This is a genomic window from Leptogranulimonas caecicola, from assembly GCF_023168405.1.
Lineage (GTDB): Bacteria > Actinomycetota > Coriobacteriia > Coriobacteriales > Atopobiaceae > Leptogranulimonas > Leptogranulimonas caecicola.
Genome location: NZ_AP025285.1, coordinates 1646955 through 1666345, shown reverse-complemented (window position 1 = coordinate 1666345; position 19391 = coordinate 1646955). Strand labels below are relative to the sequence as shown.

Here is a 19391-nt window from a genome sequence, read left to right as displayed (position 1 = left end):
TGCGAGGGGCAAGCGCGTGAGGGGACGTGGTCTGGACGCTGTGAGCGCTGCGCCTTTAGGCGAGGGCAGCGCGACCCAGGGCGTCGGCGCCCTTGAGCGCATCCACCACCATCTGAGGGGTGACCTCGAAGGGCATGTTGCCCATCGTGTCGCCCTCGGCGCAGGCGCCCTGAGCCACGGTCATGAGCTTCTCGGGCGTGGGATCCTCGATGCCTACCTGGGCAAAGGTCACAGGAAGGCCCAACTCGCAGCAGAAGTCCAGGACCTCTTCTAGCTCGTCGGTGGGAACGTCTTCAAGCACCAGCTGGGTGAGGGTGCCAAAGGCCACCTTCTCGCCGTGGTAGAGCTCGTGGGTCTCGGGCAGCAGGGTAAGGCCGTTGTGGATGGCGTGAGCGCCGGCCAGGCCGCAGGACTCAAAGCCAATGCCGGAAAGCAGAGTGTTGGCCTCGACAATGTGGTCCACCGCGCTGGTGTTGGCGCCGGCATCCAAGGCGATCTTGGCTTTGAGGCCGTCTTCCAGCAGGGTCTCGTAGCACAGCTTGGCCAGCGCATAGGCCGCCAGGGTGGACTTGCCGCCGGCGCAGGTGTCGGCATCGGAGTTCACGCAGGCGCGAGCCTCAAAATAGGTGGCCAGGGCGTCGCCCATGCCAGAGACCGTCAGGCGCACCGGGCTGGCGGCGATGACGGTGGTGTCCATCAGCACCAGGTTGGGGTTGGAGGGCAAGAACAGGTACTCATCGAAAGCGCCGTCGTCGGTATAGAGGACCGAGAGGGCGGAGCAGGGAGCATCCGAGCTGGCGATGGTGGGGCAGATGGCCACCGGCAGTGACTCGTAGAAGGCCACCGCCTTGGCGGTATCCAGCGTCTTGCCGCCGCCCACGCCCACGATGACGTCGCAGCCCTTCTCGGCCACCACGTCGCGCAGGCGGGCCACCTCGTTCTTGGAGCACTCGCCGCCAAACTCCTCGAAGATGCAGGCGGCGTCTACGGGGGCAAAGCCGGCCTCGATCTTGTCGCCCACGCGGCGCTTGCCCGAGGCGGTGATGAGCACCAGGGCCTTGGAACCCAGGCGGGCTACGAAGCCACCCAGGTCAGAGAGGGCGTCGGGGCCTTGGACGTACTTGGAGGGGCTGTTGAACACTTTTGCCATAGCGAGACCTTTCTGGAAGTGTGGGCGAGCAAGGCGAGGCATGCTCAGGCACACTCTGCCTCGTCCCAGCTCAATGGGTGAGCTGGGCAACCTGTCGCCCGCTAAGACTGAAAGCATCTTAAAACAAACGCGAGTCTCTAGATTGTGGGGCCTTGGGCTGTGGGGAGTCTGTGTGAGAGGAGTTGGGGTATGGTGCCAAAAGAGTCGTGCCACTTTCAAGGAGTTGCCCCATGGCCAAAGCCCGTGCAGCAAAGAAGCGGAGATCTTCTCGGCAGGAACATGCCGTGAACCTGCCTGCTCTGGACAAGCTCCTGGATGTGCCTTCCTATGAGGATGTGGCGCCCTCGGCTGAGCAGGTGGCGGCCTTCGAGGCGGTGTGCACGGCCCATCCTGAGGCGGCAGACGAGTTGGCGCTGGGCTGCGTGTGCAGGCTGGATCGCGGGTTTCCGGCGGTGTTGACCCCGCAAGGGCCCGTCCGCGCCGAGCATGCGGTGCAGATTGCCAAAGAGTCCGATCTGCTCAAGCCTGCGGTGGGCGACTGGGTGGCGCTGCGCTGTCCTCAAGATCATGATCGCGCGGTCATCGAGCAGGTGCTTCCCCGTTGGAGCGACGTGGCACGTTGGCGTGGGACAACCCGAGGCGAGCGCCAGACATTAGCGGCAAACGTCGATATCGTGCTTATCGCCCAGGCGGAGTCCGACCGCGGCATCTCGCTGGATCGCATCGCCCGCTCTGCCACCATCGCCGCCGACAGCCACAGCGCTTGGGCCGTGGTGCTCACCAAGGCCGACCGCGCCGCCAGCCCCGAGGCCTTGGCCGCCGACATCGCCTCCATCCACGAGGTCTTGGGCCTCGACGCCCCCGTAGTGGCCTGCGCCAGCCTGCTGGAAGGCCCCGCTGCCAAAGAATCCATCCCTGCCGAGAAGCCCTTAGCCTCGCTGGCTGAGGCCGTGTTGGGGGAAGGGGCTGCCTGGGGGCTTGACGCCGTGCGAGACCTCGTGCCACCTCGCAAAGTGGGCATGGTGCTGGGGCAGTCGGGTGCGGGCAAATCGACGCTGCTCAACGCCCTTTTGGGCCATGAGGCGCTGGAGACCGGCGAGGTGCGCCAGCGCGACGACGCGGGACGCCATACCACGGTGACGCGTCGGATGGTGAAGCTGCCGGGCGCCGGCGTCATCATCGACTGCCCGGGACTCAGAAGCCTGCCGTTGGTGGGCCATGAGCGGGGTCTCGCACAGGTGTTGCCCCAGGTGGCCCAGGCAGCAACCCGGTGCAAATTCAGGGATTGCACCCACTCCCACGAGCCGGGCTGCGGGGTTATTGAAGCCTGCGAGGAGGGGCTCTTCTCGGCAGCGGCACTGGGCGTCTATCGAGCTCTGGCAGACGAGATGCGCCAGTCGGCCGACAGCTTGGATCCCGATGTGCGCCTTTAGCGACGTGCATCTTTGGCAGCATCTTTGGCAGCGCGCGCCATGCGTCCTCCTGCGTCGTGCGCCCTGCATGGCTTTGACCTCGTGCGCCTTTCGCCGCAGGTGGCTTTGGCGACGGGCCGCTGGCGAGGAGCTGCGGGCGAGGGGCAGTCGTTGTGCATATAAATATCAAACTAAAACTAAATATTGAGGAAACTGGTTGCGTGGTTGGACTGTGAAAAACCATGCAATAGGTTGCCTAAAAAGGCCCATTGATATGCGTCGATGGAGACGCCTCTGAGCTGCGGCGATGATCGCCTTGGTTGGAAAATGGTCAGAAATTTGTCAAAAAGCGGACAGACGACCTGTCTGCAGCTGACGAGAAGGTGGCTTCGCTGGGGGATTATGGCCGCATCGGGAAGCGAGGGGAGGTTCGATGTCCAAGCGGTTTCGATGGCTTTTGACGGGCGCCTGCGCGTTGCTGGCGGTGCTTTGCGCCGTGGCCTATGGGGAGGAAGTGCGCGCGCAGGTCGAGGCCTCTAGAAGTGAGGCGCTCGAGCGTTACGGCGGCGAGGTGGCTCATGTCGTAGTCGCCACGCAGCCTGTTGCCGAGGGCGAGGCGTTGGATGCCTCCAATTGCGCCCTCAAAGACTGGTTGGTGGACCTTGTGCCCGAGGGTGCGCTGGCATCCCTGGATGATGTCACCGGAGCTGTCGCGGCGGGTCCTGTCGCCAAAGGTTCACCGGTATGCAGTGTCAACCTTCAAAGTGATGCGGCAGCGCCGGTAAAAGTGCCGCCTGGTTGCGTGGCTCTCTCGGTCCCGGTCAACGACAAGACCGGCGTCACCGCACAGGTGGCGCCGGGCACCTCGCTGGCGGCGTTCAAGGTGAGCGATGGCGAGACCCGTCTTATCTCTGAAGTGGTGGAAGTGCTTGCGGCCGATGGGCGCAGCTCGGGACAAGCGGGGCAGATCACGTTATCGGTGAAGGCTGAGGATGTGTCGCCTCTCATGGCTGCAGGCTCTGACGGCAGCCTGCGTTTGGTGATGGTATCGGACGAGGCGGAAGGCTTGTTGGGCGTGGCTGCGGCGAGCCCGGCAGCCGAGTGAGGCAAGGGGGGTCCCATGGGTGCTACCTGGATCGTATGCGCAGGGGAACAAGAGAAATCCCAGGTGATACATTGTGCAGTCCCGGTTGGAGCGCGCACTTCGATCACCTTTGTGTCCGATGTCTGGCAGCTGCGGGCTGAGGTTGCGCGGCGAGGACGTCCTTTTGTGGCAGTGGGTCCGGGGCTTGCGATGGACCCCTTTAATCTGGGCGCAGCGCTGGCCTGTGATGGCCAGGCGGCCCGAGTAGTGGTAGTTGCATCGCACATTACTCCTGAGCAGCGCTTTTGGGCACAGGCAGTGGGTGTGAGCGATGTCTACGACCTTGCGGGAGAGGCTCCTGGGGCGCCTTTGGCTCTAAAAGAGGCTGAGGAAGAGGACGGAAAGCTATCCCAGGAGCCCAAGGGTCAACTTAAGGAGTCTCTCTGCGAGGATTTAGACGAGCCAGAGGACGCCGGTGTGACTCCTGTGAGACTTCACGAGGAGACACAAGAGGCGACTGAGTCTGAGGGGGCGCCGGTAGTCGTGCTGGCTTCTGCCCGCGGGGGCGTGGGGAAAAGCTCCATTGCCGCGCTTATGGGAGTGTGTGCGGCTCGTTGGGGTCTGCGCGTGGCTCTTTTGGACTTCGACCTGGCATTTGGCGATCTTTATGGCTTTTTTGGCCATCCGGCTCCCGTAGACCTCATGGATGTGATTCGGTTGGGCGCCACTTCCGATCCGGGGCGCTTGTCGCTGGCGGGCTCGGGAGTAGAGGTGACTGAAGGCCTTACGCTGTACGGTCCCTGTGCCGCCCCCGAATATGCCGAGCTGGTAGCCCCTCATGCGCTTCAGCTGGTAGTGGCTGCCAAACGCGCCTTTGACTTGGTGATAGTAGACACCTCCTCTGTTTGGGCCGATGCGGTGGCTCAGGCGGTACAGGTGGCCGACCGCGTGGCCATTGTGGGAGACGAGCGTGCGGGGGCCATTGGCTCTTTAGCGAGAGCCGCCAAGTTGGCCGTGCGCCTAGGGGTGGCAAGGACTCGCATCGTGCGCCTCATGAATCGCTGCGACCCTCGCTGCCGCGACGAGGAGTTCATGACGCGGGCTTCGTTGGGGCTGGAAACCACCAACTCTTTTAGGGTGCTTGAGGGCACGGTGGATGTCTCTGAACTGCTGAGCTCCGGCCATGCGGTGGAGCTAGCCGAGTTGGACAACGAGTTTTCTAACTCCTGTGCGGCCACCTTGGCCAAGCTGCTGGCAGAGATGGGGCGCCTGCCCGACCATCCAGAAGCGCGCAAAGCCCGAGATGCGCGGGTGGTCAGGCGGCGCTCGGTCTTTAGTTTTGCCAAGGCGGCCGGCTGATGAGCCTGCTGGAGCGCGTCCAGGCCGCGGGAGTCCTCGAAGAGCAGCCGTTGGGTGGACAGGATAGAAAGCGTAGAGAACAGCTTAGAAAAGCCCTGGTAGACAGGTTGGGTTTGTCAGCAGTAGCAAGGTTGGTAACCGAAGAGCGGCCAGAACGCGCCCGAGAAGAGCTTAAGGTGGCCTGCGAAGCGGTGCTCAACGGCCAGGACTTTGGGATTACTGAGGGAGAGGAGCGAGAAGGCCTGGTCCAAGAGGTGCTCGATGACATCTTGGGTCTGGGAGTGTTGCAACCTTTGATGGACGACCCCTCCATCACGGAGATCATGGTCAATGGCACGCGCTCGCTCTATTTTGAGCGCGACGGGCAGATCCACGGGGCGCGCCGGGTCTTCGAGACGGCAGATCAGATCATGCTGGTGATCGATAGGATCTTGGCCCCTTTAGGGCGCAGGCTGGACGAGTCCTCGCCTATCGTAAATGCCCGCCTTCCCAACGGGGACCGCGTAAACGCCGTGATGGCGCCCATTGCCATTGATGGGCCGGTGATGACTATCAGGCGCTTTAGCGGTCGGATCGCCTCGCTGCAAAAGCTTGTGGAGCTGGGGTCTTTGCCAGCTTGGTACGCACGGCTCTTGAGTTGGGCGGTGCGTCTTAGGCAAGACGTGGCGGTAGCGGGAGGCACCGGGTCTGGCAAAACCACGCTGCTCAACGCGCTATCGCTGGCAATTCCTGCCGGCGAGCGCATTGTGACCATCGAAGACTCTGCCGAGCTGTCCTTCGATGCGGCCCTTCATGTGGTGAGGTTGGAAGCCCGAAGCGCTTCCATCGAAGGCCGAGGCGCCATCACCATTCGCGATTTGGTGACCAACGCCTTGCGTATGCGCCCCGATCGCATTGTGGTGGGCGAGGTGCGCGGCGAGGAGGCCATCGACATGTTGCAGGCCATGAATACGGGCCATGATGGGTCGCTTACTACCCTCCATGCAGGGAGTGCCCAAGAAGCAGTTTCACGTTTGGTATTGATGTCGCGCTTTGGCATGGACTTGCCGGCCGATCTTATCGAGGAGCAGGTGGCTACTGCCGTAGACCTCATCGTGATGAGCAAGCGGCTGGCCAAGGGGCAGCGGCGAGTGACTTCTACCAGCCTGGTGGAGCGAAGCGAAGGCGGCGGGGTTCGCCTGACAGAGATAGTGAGCTTTGATGAGGCGAATAATCGCTGGCAGCTGGTGCAAGAGCCTCCCTTTATCGGCCAAGCGTTGGCAACAGGACAGCTGGGTGACGAGGAGGTGGCACGATGGCGCTCTGGCTTTGGGGCGTAGCCCTTGCGGCAGGCAGCGCATGTCAGCTTGCGTGGGCGAGTCATAGCAAGGTCCGTGCCAGAGTGGGTCAAAGCCCCCTAGGAAGCGCGCTGGAGCTCGTTGGGGCCCAGCCATTTGCACAAGAACTTTGTTCATGGGAGGCAGTGGCCCCTGCGGCGGACTGGCTCTCTCAGCTTGCCTGGAATCACGGGGATACGCTAGGGCCGCTCCGGTCGCGGGGCGCATTGGTGCTCACCGGCCCCATGGCAGGGATGGCGGTGGCGTTTCTCGGCAGCTCGGCGTCGCTGTTTGTGGTGGGGCTCTTAGGGGGGTATGGAGGCGTGCTTCTGGCGGCCTCTTCGCTCCGGCGTCAGCAGGCACGGCAAATGGCCAAAGCCATCCCCGATGCCTACAGGTCTCTTGCGGGAAGCCTTGGGGCCGGGCAAACGTTGAGTCAGGCCATTGGCTATGTGGGACGTCACAGCCGCGGCAAAGTGGGAGAGGCCTTCAAGCAGGGGAGCTTCGAGCTTGCCTGTGGGGCTTCGGTTGAAGAGGCGCTGGATGTGGTGTGCGGCTCCATCGACGATCCCTCGGTAGGTTTGCTTTCCTGTGCGCTGCTGGTGTCGCAGCGCACAGGGGCGCCCTTGGCCCCGCTGCTGGAACGCTCAGCCGAGCTGGTGGAGGACAAAGAGGGACTGGAGACGTTGCTTCGCACCAAAACGGCCCAAGTGCGGTTCTCTGCCGCAGTGGTGATGGTGCTTCCCTTGCTTTTGGTGGGGCTTCTCCTGCTTATCTCGCCGGATTTTCGCGCTGGAGTGGCCTCTCCCATAGGCCTTGGCAGCCTTTTTGTGGCGGCTCTTTTAGACCTGGGCGCCATAGCTATCATGCGCTCGCTGCTCAAAGGCGTGCTCTCATGAGCGTATGGCTCTTCCTGGCTGCGGTGGCTGCGGCGATGGCTGGCTGGGCAGTGAGTAGACGGCCTGCAGGCACGATCCTTGCCGAGAAAAACCGACTTCCTGGCACGGAGCTTGTGGAAAAGCTCAAGCGCTGGGGGCCTTTGGCCGCCTGGGAAGCCGAGCGGGCACGTCGCCAAGACGCCCAGATTTGTTTGGAAGCCATGCCTGAGTTCTTGGACATTGTGAGCCTGGGCCTATGGGCAGGCCTTCCCTTTGATGCCTCGCTGGACCTCTACGTGAGTCGCAGCCATACGCTTTTGGCCAAGCGCTTAGATCAAGCAAGGCTGGCGTGGTCGCTGGGAATCTGCTCGAGGGCCGAGGCGTTGGAAGCTCTGGTAGAAAACCTGGATTTGGCGGCTCTGCGCCGTTTTGCGGATGCGGTCTCTGAGTCTTTGGAGTTTGGCGTGCCTTTGGCGGCCACGTTGGAGCGGCAGTCGGCGGCCATGAGGAGGGATCAGCGGCTGCAGGTAGAAGAGGAGATCGAGCGTGTTCCAGTAAAGCTGTTGCTGCCCATGGGGGCGTTGGTGGTACCGGCGCTGCTGCTGGCCATTTTGGGGCCGCTTCTGGCCGCGGCCTTTTTGACGATGGGCTAGCGGCGGTCTGGGACGCAGCGGGAGTGATCCGTGGAAAGGAAAGGTGGGTTATGAAAGCGATGTTAGCCAAGCTAGAGAGGCGGATTTGTGGGTGGTGGGCACACATGGCCCAGGAGGATTCGGGCCAAGGAACCACCGAATACGCCATCTTGGTGGGCGTGCTGGTGCTTATTGCCATCGCGGCCATCCTGGCGTTTCGAGGAAGAATCGAAGAGCTGTGGAACTCCATCGCAGACGGCATCAATCAGCTGTGAGAGTGTGCGCGCCACAGGACTTCTCGGCCAAGAAGCCTATGGGGACCACCGCGCGAACCACAGCGCGGATGCGCGGGTTTCTCGGCATCTTGGGATCGCTTGTAACCTTGGGCATCGTGGCGCTGATGATTGTAGGGGGAGGTGTCACAGCCGAAAAGGCGCCTGCAGGCGACCAGAAAGTCGCAACTGCTGAGGGTGAGGGCTTCTCGGCAGGGGCAGATGATACGGAGGCTGTGGCAGATGCGCAGGATGTGGCACAGGGGACGCCGGGGGTAGACGAGCGGGTATCCCAGCTGGCCAGCCTGACTGCCAATGCAGCGTGTACTGATTGCTATGAGGTGGCTGAGCCGCTGAATGAGGCGGCGCGGCAGGTGGTGGAAGCGCGGCAAGCCCAGGGCGCGGCGTTGATGCGCGGGGGCTACCTGGATCTTTTAGGAAACCTGTGGTCGTGCATCACCTGGACGGCCGATGAGGTGACGCTCACGTTCATCAAAGATGTCTCGGTGGGCGATGAGGTGCGCTGCCGGGTGACCCATGTGCAATTTGAGCGAGAGAGATGGGAGAAGCTTTGTGATTCCTAGTGAAGGAGTGGGAGAGTTATGTACAAAATCCCAGTTGATACCCAAAGGAAATCACTGCGATCTAAAGAGAGGGGTTGGGCACGGATTCTTGTTTCTGAGCAAAGCGGCCAAGCCACAGTGGAATACGCCGTGGCGCTGGCGGCCTTTTTGGCCTTGCTTACGGGCTTGGGTGTCCTGGCAAAAGCGCTTATGGCAGGAACGGCTGTGCAAGGGGCCGCCTTGGCGGCGCCTGGGACAGCGGCAATCTCGGTGTTGGCGGCAGCCCAAGACATCCTTCTTTTTTGAAGAGTCCGGTCAAGCCACCGTAGAGCTTGCTCTGGTGCTTCCCTGCGCACTGCTGGTCATTGCTTTGTTGCTCCAGCCGCTCTGCCTGTTTTACACGCGCATGGTAATGGCTCATACGGCTTCGCAGGCTGCCCGCGTGCTGGCAACGAGAAAATCATCTACCTCGAATGATGCTCTGCGCGCCTATTGCCTAAGACGCCTCCGTGCAATTCCAAACCTCGAAATATTTCATGAGGGAGGAGAGGGCGGCTGGGAGGTTTTCTTCGAAGGAAGCGAGGCAGATCATCGGGTCTGTGTCACAGTAAAGGGCTTTGCTCGGCCGCTGCCCTTGCTGGGACTTGTAAGCGCTCTTTTGGCTTCTGATGGCCAGAGCATCGACCTTCAAGTGCAGGCCCAGGAAACCCTGCGTCCTACGTGGTTGGAAGGTTCCTATGACTCCTGGGTATCCATATGGTCCTAAGAATCAGGATGAACGGTATATATGCCAAGGAAAACCCAACGAAAATCTTTGCTCTTGTCCTGACAATGATGCCCGTGTGTCAGAAAGACCGATGTCATGGACTCCTGAGATCCGCTGGGGTATCGCCACCTTTATTGATGATGAGGGCGGCTTTACTTCGGTAGCGGTGGCTTTGGCGCTTCTGGTGAGTCTCTGCCTAGTGTTTGCGGTGGCGCAGGTGCAATGGGTGGCGGCACGCTCAGGCGATGTGCAAGTGGTTGCCGATGCGTGCGCTCTCTCGGGGACTCGGGCGGTGGGGGCATTCTCTGTGGTAGCTCAGGTGAGCGATGCCTGTGTGCTGTCTTTGGGGCTCTGCGCCACGCTGGTGTGCGGAGCGGGTCTCATTACTGCGCTGGTGCCAGGAATGGGTAACGCAGGCCTTTCTCTGGTGGAAAGAGGTCGCTCAATGTTTGAGAGCAGAGGGCAGTTTGCTGCAAGCGCAGCTCACGGTCTTCAATCTTTAGAGCGTACCCTTCCAGCCCTGATTGCCACCAATGCCTGGGCTACCGCAGATGCCTATAGGGGTCGCATCGCCTACCGAGGGACAGCTCTTGCGTACCCGCAGGAATCTGGTTCTTCCTATGATTTGGCAGAAGATGTGGATGCCGATGATCTGGCCGACCAGGTAGCTCAAGCTGCCGAGTTATCCAATAAGGCCGCTCAAGACAAGCAGGCGCGAGATACGGCTCTTGAGCGTGGCTGGCACGCTGATTGCCTAGATGATCCTTCTTGTCTCTACTCTCGAGCCGATGCATTGGCCTCCTTGTCTGTCGATGAAAACCCGCACTTCGCACATCCCGATGGGTGGAACTTTGGAGTGGCGCTTGACCGAGCTCGAGCTTACTATCGGGCACGTCTGGCACAGGAATCTCCTGCCTCATCCTCTGTAGAGGAGCAGGTAAACTCTGCATGTCGGTTTGCATTTTTTGAATATGCCGCTCAGGCCACAGCTCAGGGAACCTATCAAGAGCATCCGGATGGCACCAAGACCATCGACTTGCCTGAGCTGCCTCATGACAGAGCAAGCATGCAACAAACCTCGCTTTACACCCAGGTGCGCTGGCCTGTCACACAAGAAGGCTCTAGTCGCTACATCCACGGCTATACTTCTTGCCCTAAGGCGCAGGGCAACGCCCAATCTTTGGCAGCAGTATCCGAGGTAGATAGTGGCACATGCATTAGCTGTCCCGTTTGCAACATGGGCCCGCAAGCCTTGGGACGCACCGCCTCTGCGTCCACCAACATCTCCAATGGCTTCGAGCATTACTGGCGCACAATTGTCGAAGCTTCCAAAGACTTTGAAGAGGCCGATAAGCGCTACCAACAAAGCCAGGGAGAGCTCAAAGAGCTGGCTCAATCTCAGAGCAGTCTCTATGAGCAGGTGCTTCAACAGTTGGCGGTGCCTCGCCCAAAGCTATGTCCTCCTGGAGCCTGGGGTTGTGTGGGAGTTGCTATTTCTGGAAGCACACAAATTCCTGTGGGACTTACCAGCGGTTTTGCAGGTGAAGGGGAGCTTCCGGCTGGATGTGCCATAGCGGGCGCCACTTTAGCGCCCGACCCTCAAACGGCCCAAAACAACGTGCTCTCCCGCTTTTTCGACAGCCTTACGCAAGGCGAGGAAGGAGGAGTGGCGGGAGTGATTCAAGGAGTTACCTCACTCTGGGGTGAGTTGCTTTGCGGCTACGGGGATGCCTATGGAACGGTAGGCGATACGGCCAACAAACTATTTGATGGGTTAGATGCGGTGGGCGCTGGTGGGGCTGCCAGCTGGCTCAAGTCCAAGATGTCTGAGATGGTGGCGACCCTAGGCTTTGAACCTGCAGATTTACGCCTAAGAAAACCGGTGCTGTGCGCTACTCAGGACGTATTTGACAAAGACGGATCTGGAGATGGGGCGAGGGTGCGTTCAGTGCTCCAGCAATTGCCTGCAGAAGGTTCTGCTGCCGATCTTATACGAGCTTTTGGCCACATAGCCCAAGATTGGATAGGGGAGCAAGAGATCACTTTGGGAACACTTGAGATTCCGGGACTGCCTCTCTCAATACCTATCAAGGTGCGGCTGGGCGAGCTTTTGAGCAGCTCATGAGGAGGGAGAAGAGAGGCCTCTGGCTACAAGTAAAGAGATTATGGGTGCGGGAGGTTGGGCACCTTTTACGAGAAGATTTGGGGCAGGCAGCGGTCGAGCTCGCAGTGGTGATACCCGTAGTGCTTGTGGTGGCTCTTATCGTCATTAACCTAGGCTTTTTCCTTTATGCCTGTGCAGCTTTTGACCGGATTGCACTTGACATGGCGCTTGCCTATGGCAGCGCTCCTACAGGAGAACAAGATGCAGCCTCAGCGACGGGGCAAATCAAAGAAGCCATTGAGCACGCGCTGGATCTTCCTCAAGTAGAGGTTCAAGTGAGTGCGGAACCCATCGATTGGACGCAATCTGGCTTAATAGCTTCGCTGGCTCCAGGGCGCATCAAGTTTGTATGCACGCTGAGCTACCGTCCCATTCCCAGCGCATTCTCGATAGCGGGTTCCTCTTTTGTGGCCCCTTGGGCTCTGGAGCATCGCTGCATTGCTGTGGTGGATGCAGGAACCGTGGGATTTGGCGTTTAGAGCGCACTGCAGAAGCGCGGTTTCAAGGCGAGCTATTGGCAGCGCTGCAGCCAGTAGGCCAGTTGTGAATCAAATAAGTTAAAGGAGATGTTCATGCGTTATCGACGTTTCAAACTCACCTCTTCAAGCTTTAAAGATGACCTGGGAAATACGCTTCTCGGAGTGGTACTCGAAAACTACGAAGAGCGTCTTCAAGGCCTTAAGGGGCACACTCGTGAATGGGCTGGACGCCTCGTGGCGTTTCCACATTGCTGCTCGGTACACACCTTTGGCCTCAGAGAACCCATTGATATCGCCTTTGTCTCAGAGGCCGGCCGCGTACTGCGCTCTGAAGTCAGCGTGCCTCCTCGAAGATTGCTGGTGTGCCCCAATGCCTTCTGGACCTTTGAACGCGCGCGATCTGATGAGCCATGGCTCGACAGCGGCGACCATATTCAAGCAGAGGAGACGGTGATCGCATTTCCCGGTATCTTTCAGCGCACGGTAGTCAAAACTGCAGCTCTCCTTACGGGGCCGCCTCAGACTCCTGTCCCTTTAAGCGTTCCTCAACCTAGAAAGGAGCCCTCATGAGCACCGCGCTGTTGCCAAGTCCTGTCTCTTCTGTGCCTCCAGAGACATCCCTTTCTGCAAAAACCTGCCCTCATTGCGGATCTCTGCTCTTTTCAGATATGGATGTCTGCTACCGATGCTTCCACCGCTTTGACACTCCTGCACCCCCACAGCCTGATACTTTTGCCTCTGAGGGCTCATGGGATGACCCATTTTTCGATGCACGGGAGAGCAGTGGGCATTTAGCTTCCGAGCCTTTGGATGATCTGCCGCATTACGAGGATCCTTTTGCTGCCGAGAAACCCGCGCCTTCCTCCCCGCCTTGGGAAGAGGATATGTCGTCTTGGCTTGACTCTGTGTACGATTGCAGCGATCCCTCTGGATGTGGGGAATCTGGGTCGAGTTGGCCAAATGGTTCTTATTTAGCTTGCAAGGAGCCGAGGACTGAAAGCCCGCATGTCAAGAGCTTGTCTTTTTTTGGGGTTGGTCCGGCAGAAGATGACGTGGGTCTGCCTTGTGAGTATGGCGGGAAATGGCCATTTTCGCCGGAAGATGCCGAGGTTGACGAGGCAGATGAAACTTGTGACCTTACCGCCATAAGCGAGTCGATTTCTTATGGGCTGCATCTTAATTGGCGCGGTCTGGAAATGACAATCCCTATACCGGCTCAGGGTCTCACCCTGGGACGAGCTTCTTCTTGCGATGTGGTCTTGCGAAGCGCTGCCATATCTCGCCGACATGTGCAGATAGTGGTGGAAGATGGAATGGTGCTCGTGGCCGATCTTGGCTCGGTTAACCAGGCGCTTTTAGACGATAAGCCCGTTGAGGTTTGTGAGCCTTGGTTGCCCGGAAGCGTGCTCAACCTGTGTGGAGCCCGATTCTCGTTGATTGTGCTTGACCCACGAGAGTGACGTGTTATAGTGATTGAGCGCTTTGAGCGCAGTCTGGCTGGGTAGCTCAGTTGGTAGAGCAGAGGACTGAAAATCCTCGTGTCAGGGGTTCGATTCCCTTCCCCGCCACCAGAACTTTCAAGGCCACCGATGTCAAGTCGGTGGCCTTTTCTTTTTCATGCGACTCACGGGTGAGTCGAGACAACGTTTTCTTCTATCTGGTCAAGCACTTGCGGCTATCAGGAGGAGCTCGGCAGAGTGGTGCCGAGATCGCCCTTACAATAGCTAAGGGCCACTATATATGGTTATGTGCGAAGACCTAATGCCTTCTTCTGAAAGAGGGAAGGGGTGCCGGCTAGACTGTGCCTGTTGCAAAATACGGGAGTTTAAATACATCGCGAAAAACGCCAGCAATGCATTTTGGGTTGTGACAGGACGCCACCAAATATTCATGGCGCTATAGGTGTCCTATAGACAGGACATAGAACTTTTGTTCTGTGTCGTAAGGTAGTTGAACCGAGCAAAGCGACGAATCCGCTAACGCAATTGGTTAAAAAGATTCGCATTTCTTACGAGAGGTCCTTTTCAATAGGAACATCCGTTCTATACTAAGAGCCACGATTTTGGTTGACTTGGCAGTGAGGTTTGTAAGCGAACAGGAAGGAGGCTTAAATGAATGAGTCGTGTGCCTATCGCAAGCAGTACGTAGATGTGGTTGCTAAGATGGACACGGAGGGTCATGTAGTGCCTTTAGAGGTGCAATGGCCTGATGGCCGTCGCTTTCCCATAGATAAGGTGTTGGATCGCAGGCAGGCTCATTCCTTTAAATGTGGTGGAGCTGGTATTCGCTATGCCATATCGGTAGGAGGCCGCAATACCTACCTCTTTTTCGAGAACCCTCTGTGGTTTGTCGAGGCTATGGCATAGGACAAGGACTTGTTGCAAGTTTAGATGACAAGGCTGTCTAAAAAACTCTAGAAACCCTATCCGCCTACGGTGTTTCACAGAGAGGTTCTTGGTTTGTGGGCTTGACAGCATGTTGGGAATGATAGGTTGAAAGAACAGCTGGAGCGAGCTTTACACTAAGGACCTTACGTGCGTGGGAGGGCGATCCCCGTGGAACATAAGATGCTGTATGGAGTAAACCTAGCCGGTTGGCTTGTGCCGGAGCCTTGGGTCACACCATCTCTGTTTGCAACCACCGGCGCCTTTGATGACCGTGGCTTGTTGGATGCCTTGGGGGCAGAGCGCTATCACAAGGTGGTGGGCCTCCATCGTGAGACTTTTATTACAGAGCAGGATTTTAGGCAAATTGCTGATCGAGGCTACAATGCAGTGCGCCTCCCCGTGCCTTGGACTGTCTTTGGCAAAGAGGGTCCTATGCCTGGAGTGAGCGAGCAGTGCATAGACTATGTGGACAGTGCGGTCACGTGGTCAGAGGCGGCAAACCTCAAAATCATGTTGGTGCTGGGCGACATTCCCGGCGGCAACGAGATACCAGAGGCTCTGGGTAGCGTCATTGGCATGGGTAGTCGTTTGCGCAAGCCGGTTATTGAGGTGTGTGCTCGTTTGGCTGCCCGCTATGCGGATCGTAGTTGCTTCTTGGGAGTTGAGCCTTTAGATGAGCCGGTAGCCCAAAAGCGCCAGGGGTTCACTATGAGTCCGGGGGTCCCGCTGCACATTCTGCGCAACTTCTATCGCGATTGCTATGAGGCTATTCGCGGCCAGGCGGGAGAAGGGCCTACGGTCATTCTATCGACTGCAGGACGCACTGACGGTTGGTCGCTCTTTATGGCCCAAGGCCGTTATAAGAACGTATGGCTTGACGTACATCCTTACCACTACAACGATCTTGTGGATGCAGCGGGGCCTGCAGGCATCCGCCAGCTCGTGGACAGCTCAGTGGCTGCCATCGAGAAGGTCGGTCGATCCGGCTTGCCGGTAGTGGTAGGAGAGTGGTCGGCCGCACTTCCAGTGAGCTCGGCAACCCCTACCCCAGAGGGGCGCCTGGCTATGGAGCGCGTGTACGCCTCCGCGCAAATCCAAGCATTCCGCCAAACTGAGGGCTGGTTCTTCCAAACCTGGAAAACAGAGACTCGACTTACCGCATGGGATGCACGTGTCGCATTTTCCACCTTCGAGCGCGGAATGTTTGACTGATGGGCGAATCTACGACTTTTGGCCTGCTATCTGTGGTGGGCACTCCTATAGGAAATCTGGCTGACCTATCACCTCGTGTGAGGGATACTTTGGCAAATGCCAATGCGATTCTCTGTGAAGACACGCGGGTGACTGCCAAGCTTCTCAACTACCTGGGGATTAAAAAGCCTCTGGAGCGCTGCGATGAAAACGTCATTGCGCGAAAGGCTCAGGCAGTGATAGAGCGACTGGGAGCCGGTGAGCGGGTTGCCTTTGTCTCAGACGCAGGCATGCCGGCAATCTCTGATCCCGGACAGCAGCTGGTGGATGCAGCTCTCGATGCAGGACTCAAGGTAGAGGTGATACCGGGGCCTTCGGCCGTGACCTGTGCCATTGCGCTTTCTGGCCTTTCGGCATCGCACTTCTTCTTTGAGGGGTTTTTGCCTCGCAAATCCGGAGCTCGTCTGCGCAGACTGCAGCAGCTCTCAGCCATACCTGGCGCTTTGGTGATCTACGAGTCTCCTCATAGAGTGGTCTCCACCTTGGATGCCTGTGCAGCGGTCTTTGGGGAGCGCCCCTGTGCTCTGGTGCGTGAGCTTACCAAGGTGCATGAAGAGTGCCGCCGTGGTAGTGCCTCTCAGCTTTGCGAGTCTGTGCGTTCTCAAGAAGAGCAAGGATCCCCGCTCAAAGGAGAGTGCGTCATTGTAGTGGGGGAGATAGACGAGGAGGCGCAGCCGGGGATAGATGAGAAGCTCGATCCTCAAAGGGTTGCCGCAGATCTCCTCGCCCAAGGCCTGTCCCCTTCCGCTGCGGCAAAAGAACTCGTGCGTCTATGCGGCCTCAAGCGTTCTGCGGCTTATGACCTTGTGCTGACTTCGCGCTCCTAATCATCACAGTGCTGCTTGGTACTTTTGGACGAGAGGCGCTTGGAGACTTTGCACTCTCAACCAACGAGCTCAGTTGTTTGTACAATGAACAGCGAAAACAACGGGTGCCCATACCCGGCGCCCCTGACCTGAACGGACGATCATGGACCACACCAAGCCGTCGTATTACATCACAACTCCCATTTATTATGTCAACGCCGCTCCTCACCTGGGTACTTCTTATACCTCGGTGATTGCAGACGTGCAGGCGCGCCTTCGCAGGTCCATGGGCTATGACGTCATGTTCTTAACGGGTACTGATGAGCATGGCGAGAAAGTGGCACAGGCTGCAGCAGAGCATGACATGACTCCTAAAGAGTGGTGTGATTCTCTGGTGCCTGCGTTCAAAGAGCTTTTGGAACTTCTGGATATCACCAATGACGACTTCATTCGCACCACTGATGACCGCCACATCGAGACCGTGCAACGCCTTATGGACGTTATCAAAGACAACGGCTATATCTACAAGGGAAGCTATGACGGTTGGTACTGTGTGCCAGAGGAGACCTACTTCACTGACACCCAGGTACGTCATGCAGATGAAGAGCACCATACCGAGGGTCAGCATCTGTGCCCAGACTGCGGTCGCCCCTTAGAGCGTGTAGAGGAGGAGAGCTGGTTTTTCAAGCTCAGCGCATTCCAGGATCGCCTGTTGGAGCTCTATCGCACCAATCCCTCTTTCGTTGAGCCCGAGATCCGCCGCAATGAAGTGGTTTCGTTTGTGGAGGGTGGTCTTAAAGACCTTTCCATCAGCCGCACGAGCTTTGACTGGGGCATTCCTTTACCCTTTGACGACAAGCATGTGACCTATGTGTGGTTTGACGCGCTTATCAATTACCTCACCGCCGTTGGCTATGGAAAAGACCCTGAGGAGTTTGCCTATCGTTGGCCTGCAAACGCTCAGCTTGTAGGTAAAGACATTATCCGTTTTCATTGTGTCATCTGGCCAGCCATGCTTATGGCTGCCAATCTGCCTGTGCCTCAGGAGATCTTCGCCCATGGTTTCCTTACAGTGCGCAATGAGGATACCGGTGCTACAGAGAAGATGTCCAAAAGCCGCGGCAATGTGGTTTCTCCTCAAGCAGTAGTGAATATGCTGGGTGTCGACGGCTATCGCTACTACTTCATGACTGACGTAAAGCCAGGCACTGACGGCGGTATCTCGTGGTCTCGCATGGAGCAGGTCTATAACACTGACCTTGCCAATTCTTGGGGCAATTTGGTGTCGCGCACGCTCAACATGAGCGCCAAGTACTTTGATGGCAAGACGCCTGTGATGGAACAGGGTTGGGAAAAGGTAGAAACGCCCCTCTCGGAGCAGGCCAATGGCATTCTTACTCGCTACGTAGACAAGATGTTTACCTTTGCCTACGACGAAGGCGCTGCAGAGGTGATGGAGCTCATCCATCGTGCCAACCACTTCATCGAAGACAATGAGCCCTGGGCTTTGGCCAAAGATCCCGCCAACGCACCCAAGCTTGCCTTTGTGATTGGCTCCCTTATTGAGGCCATTCGCCTAAGCGCTCATCTGCTCATGCCTCTTATGCCAAACACCAGCGCAGAGGTGCTTCGCCGTATCTCTTGCGGCGATGAGATCGGTGCTTCCGATCTCGAGACCCTATGTGAGTGGGGCCAATTTGTGCAGGGCGCCCCTGTCACCAAGGGCGATGCGCTGTTCCCTCGCCTGGTCGTAGAGGGCGCTCAGCAAAAAGGCGATCGCAAGAAAGCTCAGAAGTAATGGAGCGCCACCAGGGTCCCGCTAAGGATCATGGAACAGAAAGCCTCACACAGCCGGAGGGTTCCCTTGTAACTCCGGCTGTGTCCTCGGGCGCCGCTCAGAGTGCTTCCAGCGACTTGTCTCAAGCCGAGAAGAACAGGCCTTCTCTGCCTCAGAGGTTCTCTCCTCTTGCCACTCCGTCGGCCACTCGCAAAGTGCTGGAGGAATGGGGGCTCAATACCAAGCATCGGCTGGGTCAGAACTTCCTGATAAACGATGGGGTCATAGGCCGCATCCTACAATTGGCTCAGTTGAGCGAGCTAGATGTGGTGCTGGAGGTGGGTCCTGGTATCGGAACGCTTACCAGGGCTCTGGCTTCTCAGGCTGGGGTGGTGGTGGCCATTGAGGCTGACCGTGAGCTAGGGCCAGTGCTCCGAGGAACGCTGGGCCAAGGCGAAACTCCCTTTGCGTTGCTTATGGGCGATGCGCTTAAGGTCACCCCTGATGCCATCTCTGCCGCTATTGGAGAGCTGTCGGTAGAAGGTCTTGCGCATACACCAAATAAGTTCGTGGCAAACCTGCCCTATCAAGTGGCAGCAACCCTCATTTTGCAGTTCTTCCAGGAGCTTCCTGGCATCAACCGTGCTGTGTGCATGGTACAGAAAGAAGTGGCAGATCGCATCGCGGCCAGCCCAGGATCCAAAACCTATGGGGCTTACACGGCGAAATTAGGTCTGTTTGCCCAAGTCACAGGTCGCTTCGAAGTAGGTCCGCAAAACTTTCTGCCTCCTCCACGCGTCGATTCCGCAGTGGTGCGCCTCGACCGCTTGATGCGCACCAACGATCAGGGCGAGCCGCTAGATGCAACCTTTATCGCCGGCTGTGTACGTACTATCGATGCAGCCTTTGCACATCGCCGTAAAACCATCCGTAATTCCATGGGCTCCTTGGGCTTTGACAAGTCGTTGCTTGACCAGGCCTTTGAGGCTGCCGGTATCTCTTCCAGTGCCCGTGCAGAAACCCTCACTACCCAGGAATTTGTGACGCTTACTTCAAAGCTTTTCGATCTTGGGGCGCTCTAGCCCAAGGAGGTAC

20 protein-coding genes and 1 tRNA gene are annotated in these 19391 nt (G+C 58.2%); 20 read left to right on the top strand and 1 reads right to left on the bottom strand.

The genetic code is table 11. The features are described from left to right. Nucleotides 1-55: 55 nt before the first annotated feature. Complete coding sequence (locus OR601_RS07320; protein WP_265591551.1) at nucleotides 56-1150, bottom strand: glycerol dehydrogenase; 1095 nt, start codon at nucleotides 1148-1150, stop codon at nucleotides 56-58. A 230-nt stretch (nucleotides 1151-1380) separates the two neighbouring features. On the opposite strand from OR601_RS07320, the gene rsgA reads away from it, so the two are divergent. From rsgA to rsmA, 20 genes are all read left to right on the top strand, one after another. Beyond that, the gene (rsgA, locus tag OR601_RS07315; RefSeq protein ID WP_265591550.1) at nucleotides 1381-2583 is read left to right on the top strand and encodes a ribosome small subunit-dependent GTPase A; all 1203 of its coding nucleotides are present in this window, start codon (nucleotides 1381-1383) and stop codon (nucleotides 2581-2583) included. Nucleotides 2584-2995: 412 nt separating this feature from the next. Then, a complete protein-coding gene (cpaB, locus tag OR601_RS07310) occupies nucleotides 2996-3667 on the top strand; it encodes a Flp pilus assembly protein CpaB (RefSeq protein WP_265591549.1) in 672 nt (223 codons plus the stop codon). Between the two features lie 15 nt (nucleotides 3668-3682). Beyond that, on the top strand, nucleotides 3683-5005 hold the full coding sequence (locus OR601_RS07305) for a CpaE/TadZ family protein (protein WP_265591548.1): 1323 nt from the start codon (nucleotides 3683-3685) through the stop codon (nucleotides 5003-5005). Continuing rightward, nucleotides 5005-6324 carry a TadA family conjugal transfer-associated ATPase gene (locus tag OR601_RS07300; protein WP_265591547.1) on the top strand — a complete coding sequence of 440 codons (1320 nt, stop codon included), beginning with the start codon at nucleotides 5005-5007 and terminating at the stop codon, nucleotides 6322-6324. Before OR601_RS07305 ends, OR601_RS07300 begins: the two co-directional genes overlap by 1 nt. After that, entirely contained in the window at nucleotides 6300-7220 is a 921-nt protein-coding gene (locus OR601_RS07295; RefSeq protein WP_265591546.1) for a type II secretion system F family protein, read from the top strand. Before OR601_RS07300 ends, OR601_RS07295 begins: the two co-directional genes overlap by 25 nt. Continuing rightward, the gene (locus OR601_RS07290; protein ID WP_265591545.1) at nucleotides 7217-7852 is read left to right on the top strand and encodes a type II secretion system F family protein; all 636 of its coding nucleotides are present in this window, start codon (nucleotides 7217-7219) and stop codon (nucleotides 7850-7852) included. Before OR601_RS07295 ends, OR601_RS07290 begins: the two co-directional genes overlap by 4 nt. A gap of 104 nt (nucleotides 7853-7956) precedes the next feature. After that, a complete protein-coding gene (locus OR601_RS07285) occupies nucleotides 7957-8106 on the top strand; it encodes a Flp family type IVb pilin (RefSeq protein ID WP_265591544.1) in 150 nt (49 codons plus the stop codon). A 38-nt stretch (nucleotides 8107-8144) separates the two neighbouring features. After that, nucleotides 8145-8687, top strand: coding sequence for a hypothetical protein (locus OR601_RS07280; protein ID WP_265591543.1), 543 nt, complete (start codon nucleotides 8145-8147; stop codon nucleotides 8685-8687). An 18-nt stretch (nucleotides 8688-8705) separates the two neighbouring features. Next, a complete protein-coding gene (locus OR601_RS07275; RefSeq protein ID WP_265592404.1) occupies nucleotides 8706-8972 on the top strand; it encodes a hypothetical protein in 267 nt (88 codons plus the stop codon). Beyond that, nucleotides 8857-9432 carry a TadE family protein gene (locus OR601_RS07270; RefSeq protein WP_265592390.1) on the top strand — a complete coding sequence of 192 codons (576 nt, stop codon included), beginning with the start codon at nucleotides 8857-8859 and terminating at the stop codon, nucleotides 9430-9432. Before OR601_RS07275 ends, OR601_RS07270 begins: the two co-directional genes overlap by 116 nt. Nucleotides 9433-9523: 91 nt before the next feature. Beyond that, nucleotides 9524-11557 carry a hypothetical protein gene (locus tag OR601_RS07265; protein ID WP_265591542.1) on the top strand — a complete coding sequence of 678 codons (2034 nt, stop codon included), beginning with the start codon at nucleotides 9524-9526 and terminating at the stop codon, nucleotides 11555-11557. 44 nt (nucleotides 11558-11601) lie between these two features. Next, a complete protein-coding gene (locus tag OR601_RS07260; RefSeq protein ID WP_265591541.1) occupies nucleotides 11602-12075 on the top strand; it encodes a TadE/TadG family type IV pilus assembly protein in 474 nt (157 codons plus the stop codon). 93 nt (nucleotides 12076-12168) lie between these two features. Beyond that, the gene (locus OR601_RS07255; RefSeq protein ID WP_265591540.1) at nucleotides 12169-12645 is read left to right on the top strand and encodes a DUF192 domain-containing protein; all 477 of its coding nucleotides are present in this window, start codon (nucleotides 12169-12171) and stop codon (nucleotides 12643-12645) included. Next, complete coding sequence (locus OR601_RS07250) at nucleotides 12642-13535, top strand: FHA domain-containing protein (protein ID WP_265591539.1); 894 nt, start codon at nucleotides 12642-12644, stop codon at nucleotides 13533-13535. Before OR601_RS07255 ends, OR601_RS07250 begins: the two co-directional genes overlap by 4 nt. 35 nt (nucleotides 13536-13570) lie before the next feature. Further along, nucleotides 13571-13646: transfer RNA gene (locus tag OR601_RS07245), tRNA-Phe, on the top strand. 540 nt (nucleotides 13647-14186) lie between these two features. Continuing rightward, nucleotides 14187-14441: a hypothetical protein gene (locus OR601_RS07240; RefSeq protein WP_136011996.1), complete on the top strand. Its 255-nt coding sequence runs from the start codon at nucleotides 14187-14189 to the stop codon at nucleotides 14439-14441. Nucleotides 14442-14630: 189 nt separating this feature from the next. Then, the gene (locus OR601_RS07235) at nucleotides 14631-15674 is read left to right on the top strand and encodes a glycoside hydrolase family 5 protein (protein ID WP_265591538.1); all 1044 of its coding nucleotides are present in this window, start codon (nucleotides 14631-14633) and stop codon (nucleotides 15672-15674) included. Continuing rightward, nucleotides 15674-16540 (top strand): 16S rRNA (cytidine(1402)-2'-O)-methyltransferase, encoded by an 867-nt coding sequence (gene rsmI, locus OR601_RS07230; RefSeq protein ID WP_265591537.1) that lies wholly within the window; start codon nucleotides 15674-15676, stop codon nucleotides 16538-16540. The genes OR601_RS07235 and rsmI overlap by 1 nt, the downstream gene beginning before the upstream one ends. A gap of 142 nt (nucleotides 16541-16682) precedes the next feature. Further along, entirely contained in the window at nucleotides 16683-18317 is a 1635-nt protein-coding gene (metG, locus tag OR601_RS07225; protein WP_265591536.1) for a methionine--tRNA ligase, read from the top strand. Continuing rightward, entirely contained in the window at nucleotides 18317-19378 is a 1062-nt protein-coding gene (gene rsmA / locus OR601_RS07220; protein WP_265591535.1) for a 16S rRNA (adenine(1518)-N(6)/adenine(1519)-N(6))-dimethyltransferase RsmA, read from the top strand. The genes metG and rsmA overlap by 1 nt, the downstream gene beginning before the upstream one ends. The last annotated feature ends 13 nt before the right edge of the window (nucleotides 19379-19391 follow it).

Coding starts and splice junctions, on each gene's coding strand:
- OR601_RS07320 (WP_265591551.1), bottom strand. CDS start 1,150: ATGGCAAAAGTGTTCAACAGCCCCTCCAAGTACGTCCAAGGCCCCGAC.
- rsgA (WP_265591550.1), top strand. CDS start 1,381: ATGGCCAAAGCCCGTGCAGCAAAGAAGCGGAGATCTTCTCGGCAGGAA.
- cpaB (WP_265591549.1), top strand. CDS start 2,996: ATGTCCAAGCGGTTTCGATGGCTTTTGACGGGCGCCTGCGCGTTGCTG.
- OR601_RS07305 (WP_265591548.1), top strand. CDS start 3,683: ATGGGTGCTACCTGGATCGTATGCGCAGGGGAACAAGAGAAATCCCAG.
- OR601_RS07300 (WP_265591547.1), top strand. CDS start 5,005: ATGAGCCTGCTGGAGCGCGTCCAGGCCGCGGGAGTCCTCGAAGAGCAG.
- OR601_RS07295 (WP_265591546.1), top strand. CDS start 6,300: ATGGCGCTCTGGCTTTGGGGCGTAGCCCTTGCGGCAGGCAGCGCATGT.
- OR601_RS07290 (WP_265591545.1), top strand. CDS start 7,217: ATGAGCGTATGGCTCTTCCTGGCTGCGGTGGCTGCGGCGATGGCTGGC.
- OR601_RS07285 (WP_265591544.1), top strand. CDS start 7,957: ATGGCCCAGGAGGATTCGGGCCAAGGAACCACCGAATACGCCATCTTG.
- OR601_RS07280 (WP_265591543.1), top strand. CDS start 8,145: ATGGGGACCACCGCGCGAACCACAGCGCGGATGCGCGGGTTTCTCGGC.
- OR601_RS07275 (WP_265592404.1), top strand. CDS start 8,706: ATGTACAAAATCCCAGTTGATACCCAAAGGAAATCACTGCGATCTAAA.
- OR601_RS07265 (WP_265591542.1), top strand. CDS start 9,524: ATGTCATGGACTCCTGAGATCCGCTGGGGTATCGCCACCTTTATTGAT.
- OR601_RS07255 (WP_265591540.1), top strand. CDS start 12,169: ATGCGTTATCGACGTTTCAAACTCACCTCTTCAAGCTTTAAAGATGAC.
- OR601_RS07250 (WP_265591539.1), top strand. CDS start 12,642: ATGAGCACCGCGCTGTTGCCAAGTCCTGTCTCTTCTGTGCCTCCAGAG.
- OR601_RS07240 (WP_136011996.1), top strand. CDS start 14,187: ATGAATGAGTCGTGTGCCTATCGCAAGCAGTACGTAGATGTGGTTGCT.
- rsmI (WP_265591537.1), top strand. CDS start 15,674: ATGGGCGAATCTACGACTTTTGGCCTGCTATCTGTGGTGGGCACTCCT.
- metG (WP_265591536.1), top strand. CDS start 16,683: ATGGACCACACCAAGCCGTCGTATTACATCACAACTCCCATTTATTAT.
- rsmA (WP_265591535.1), top strand. CDS start 18,317: ATGGAGCGCCACCAGGGTCCCGCTAAGGATCATGGAACAGAAAGCCTC.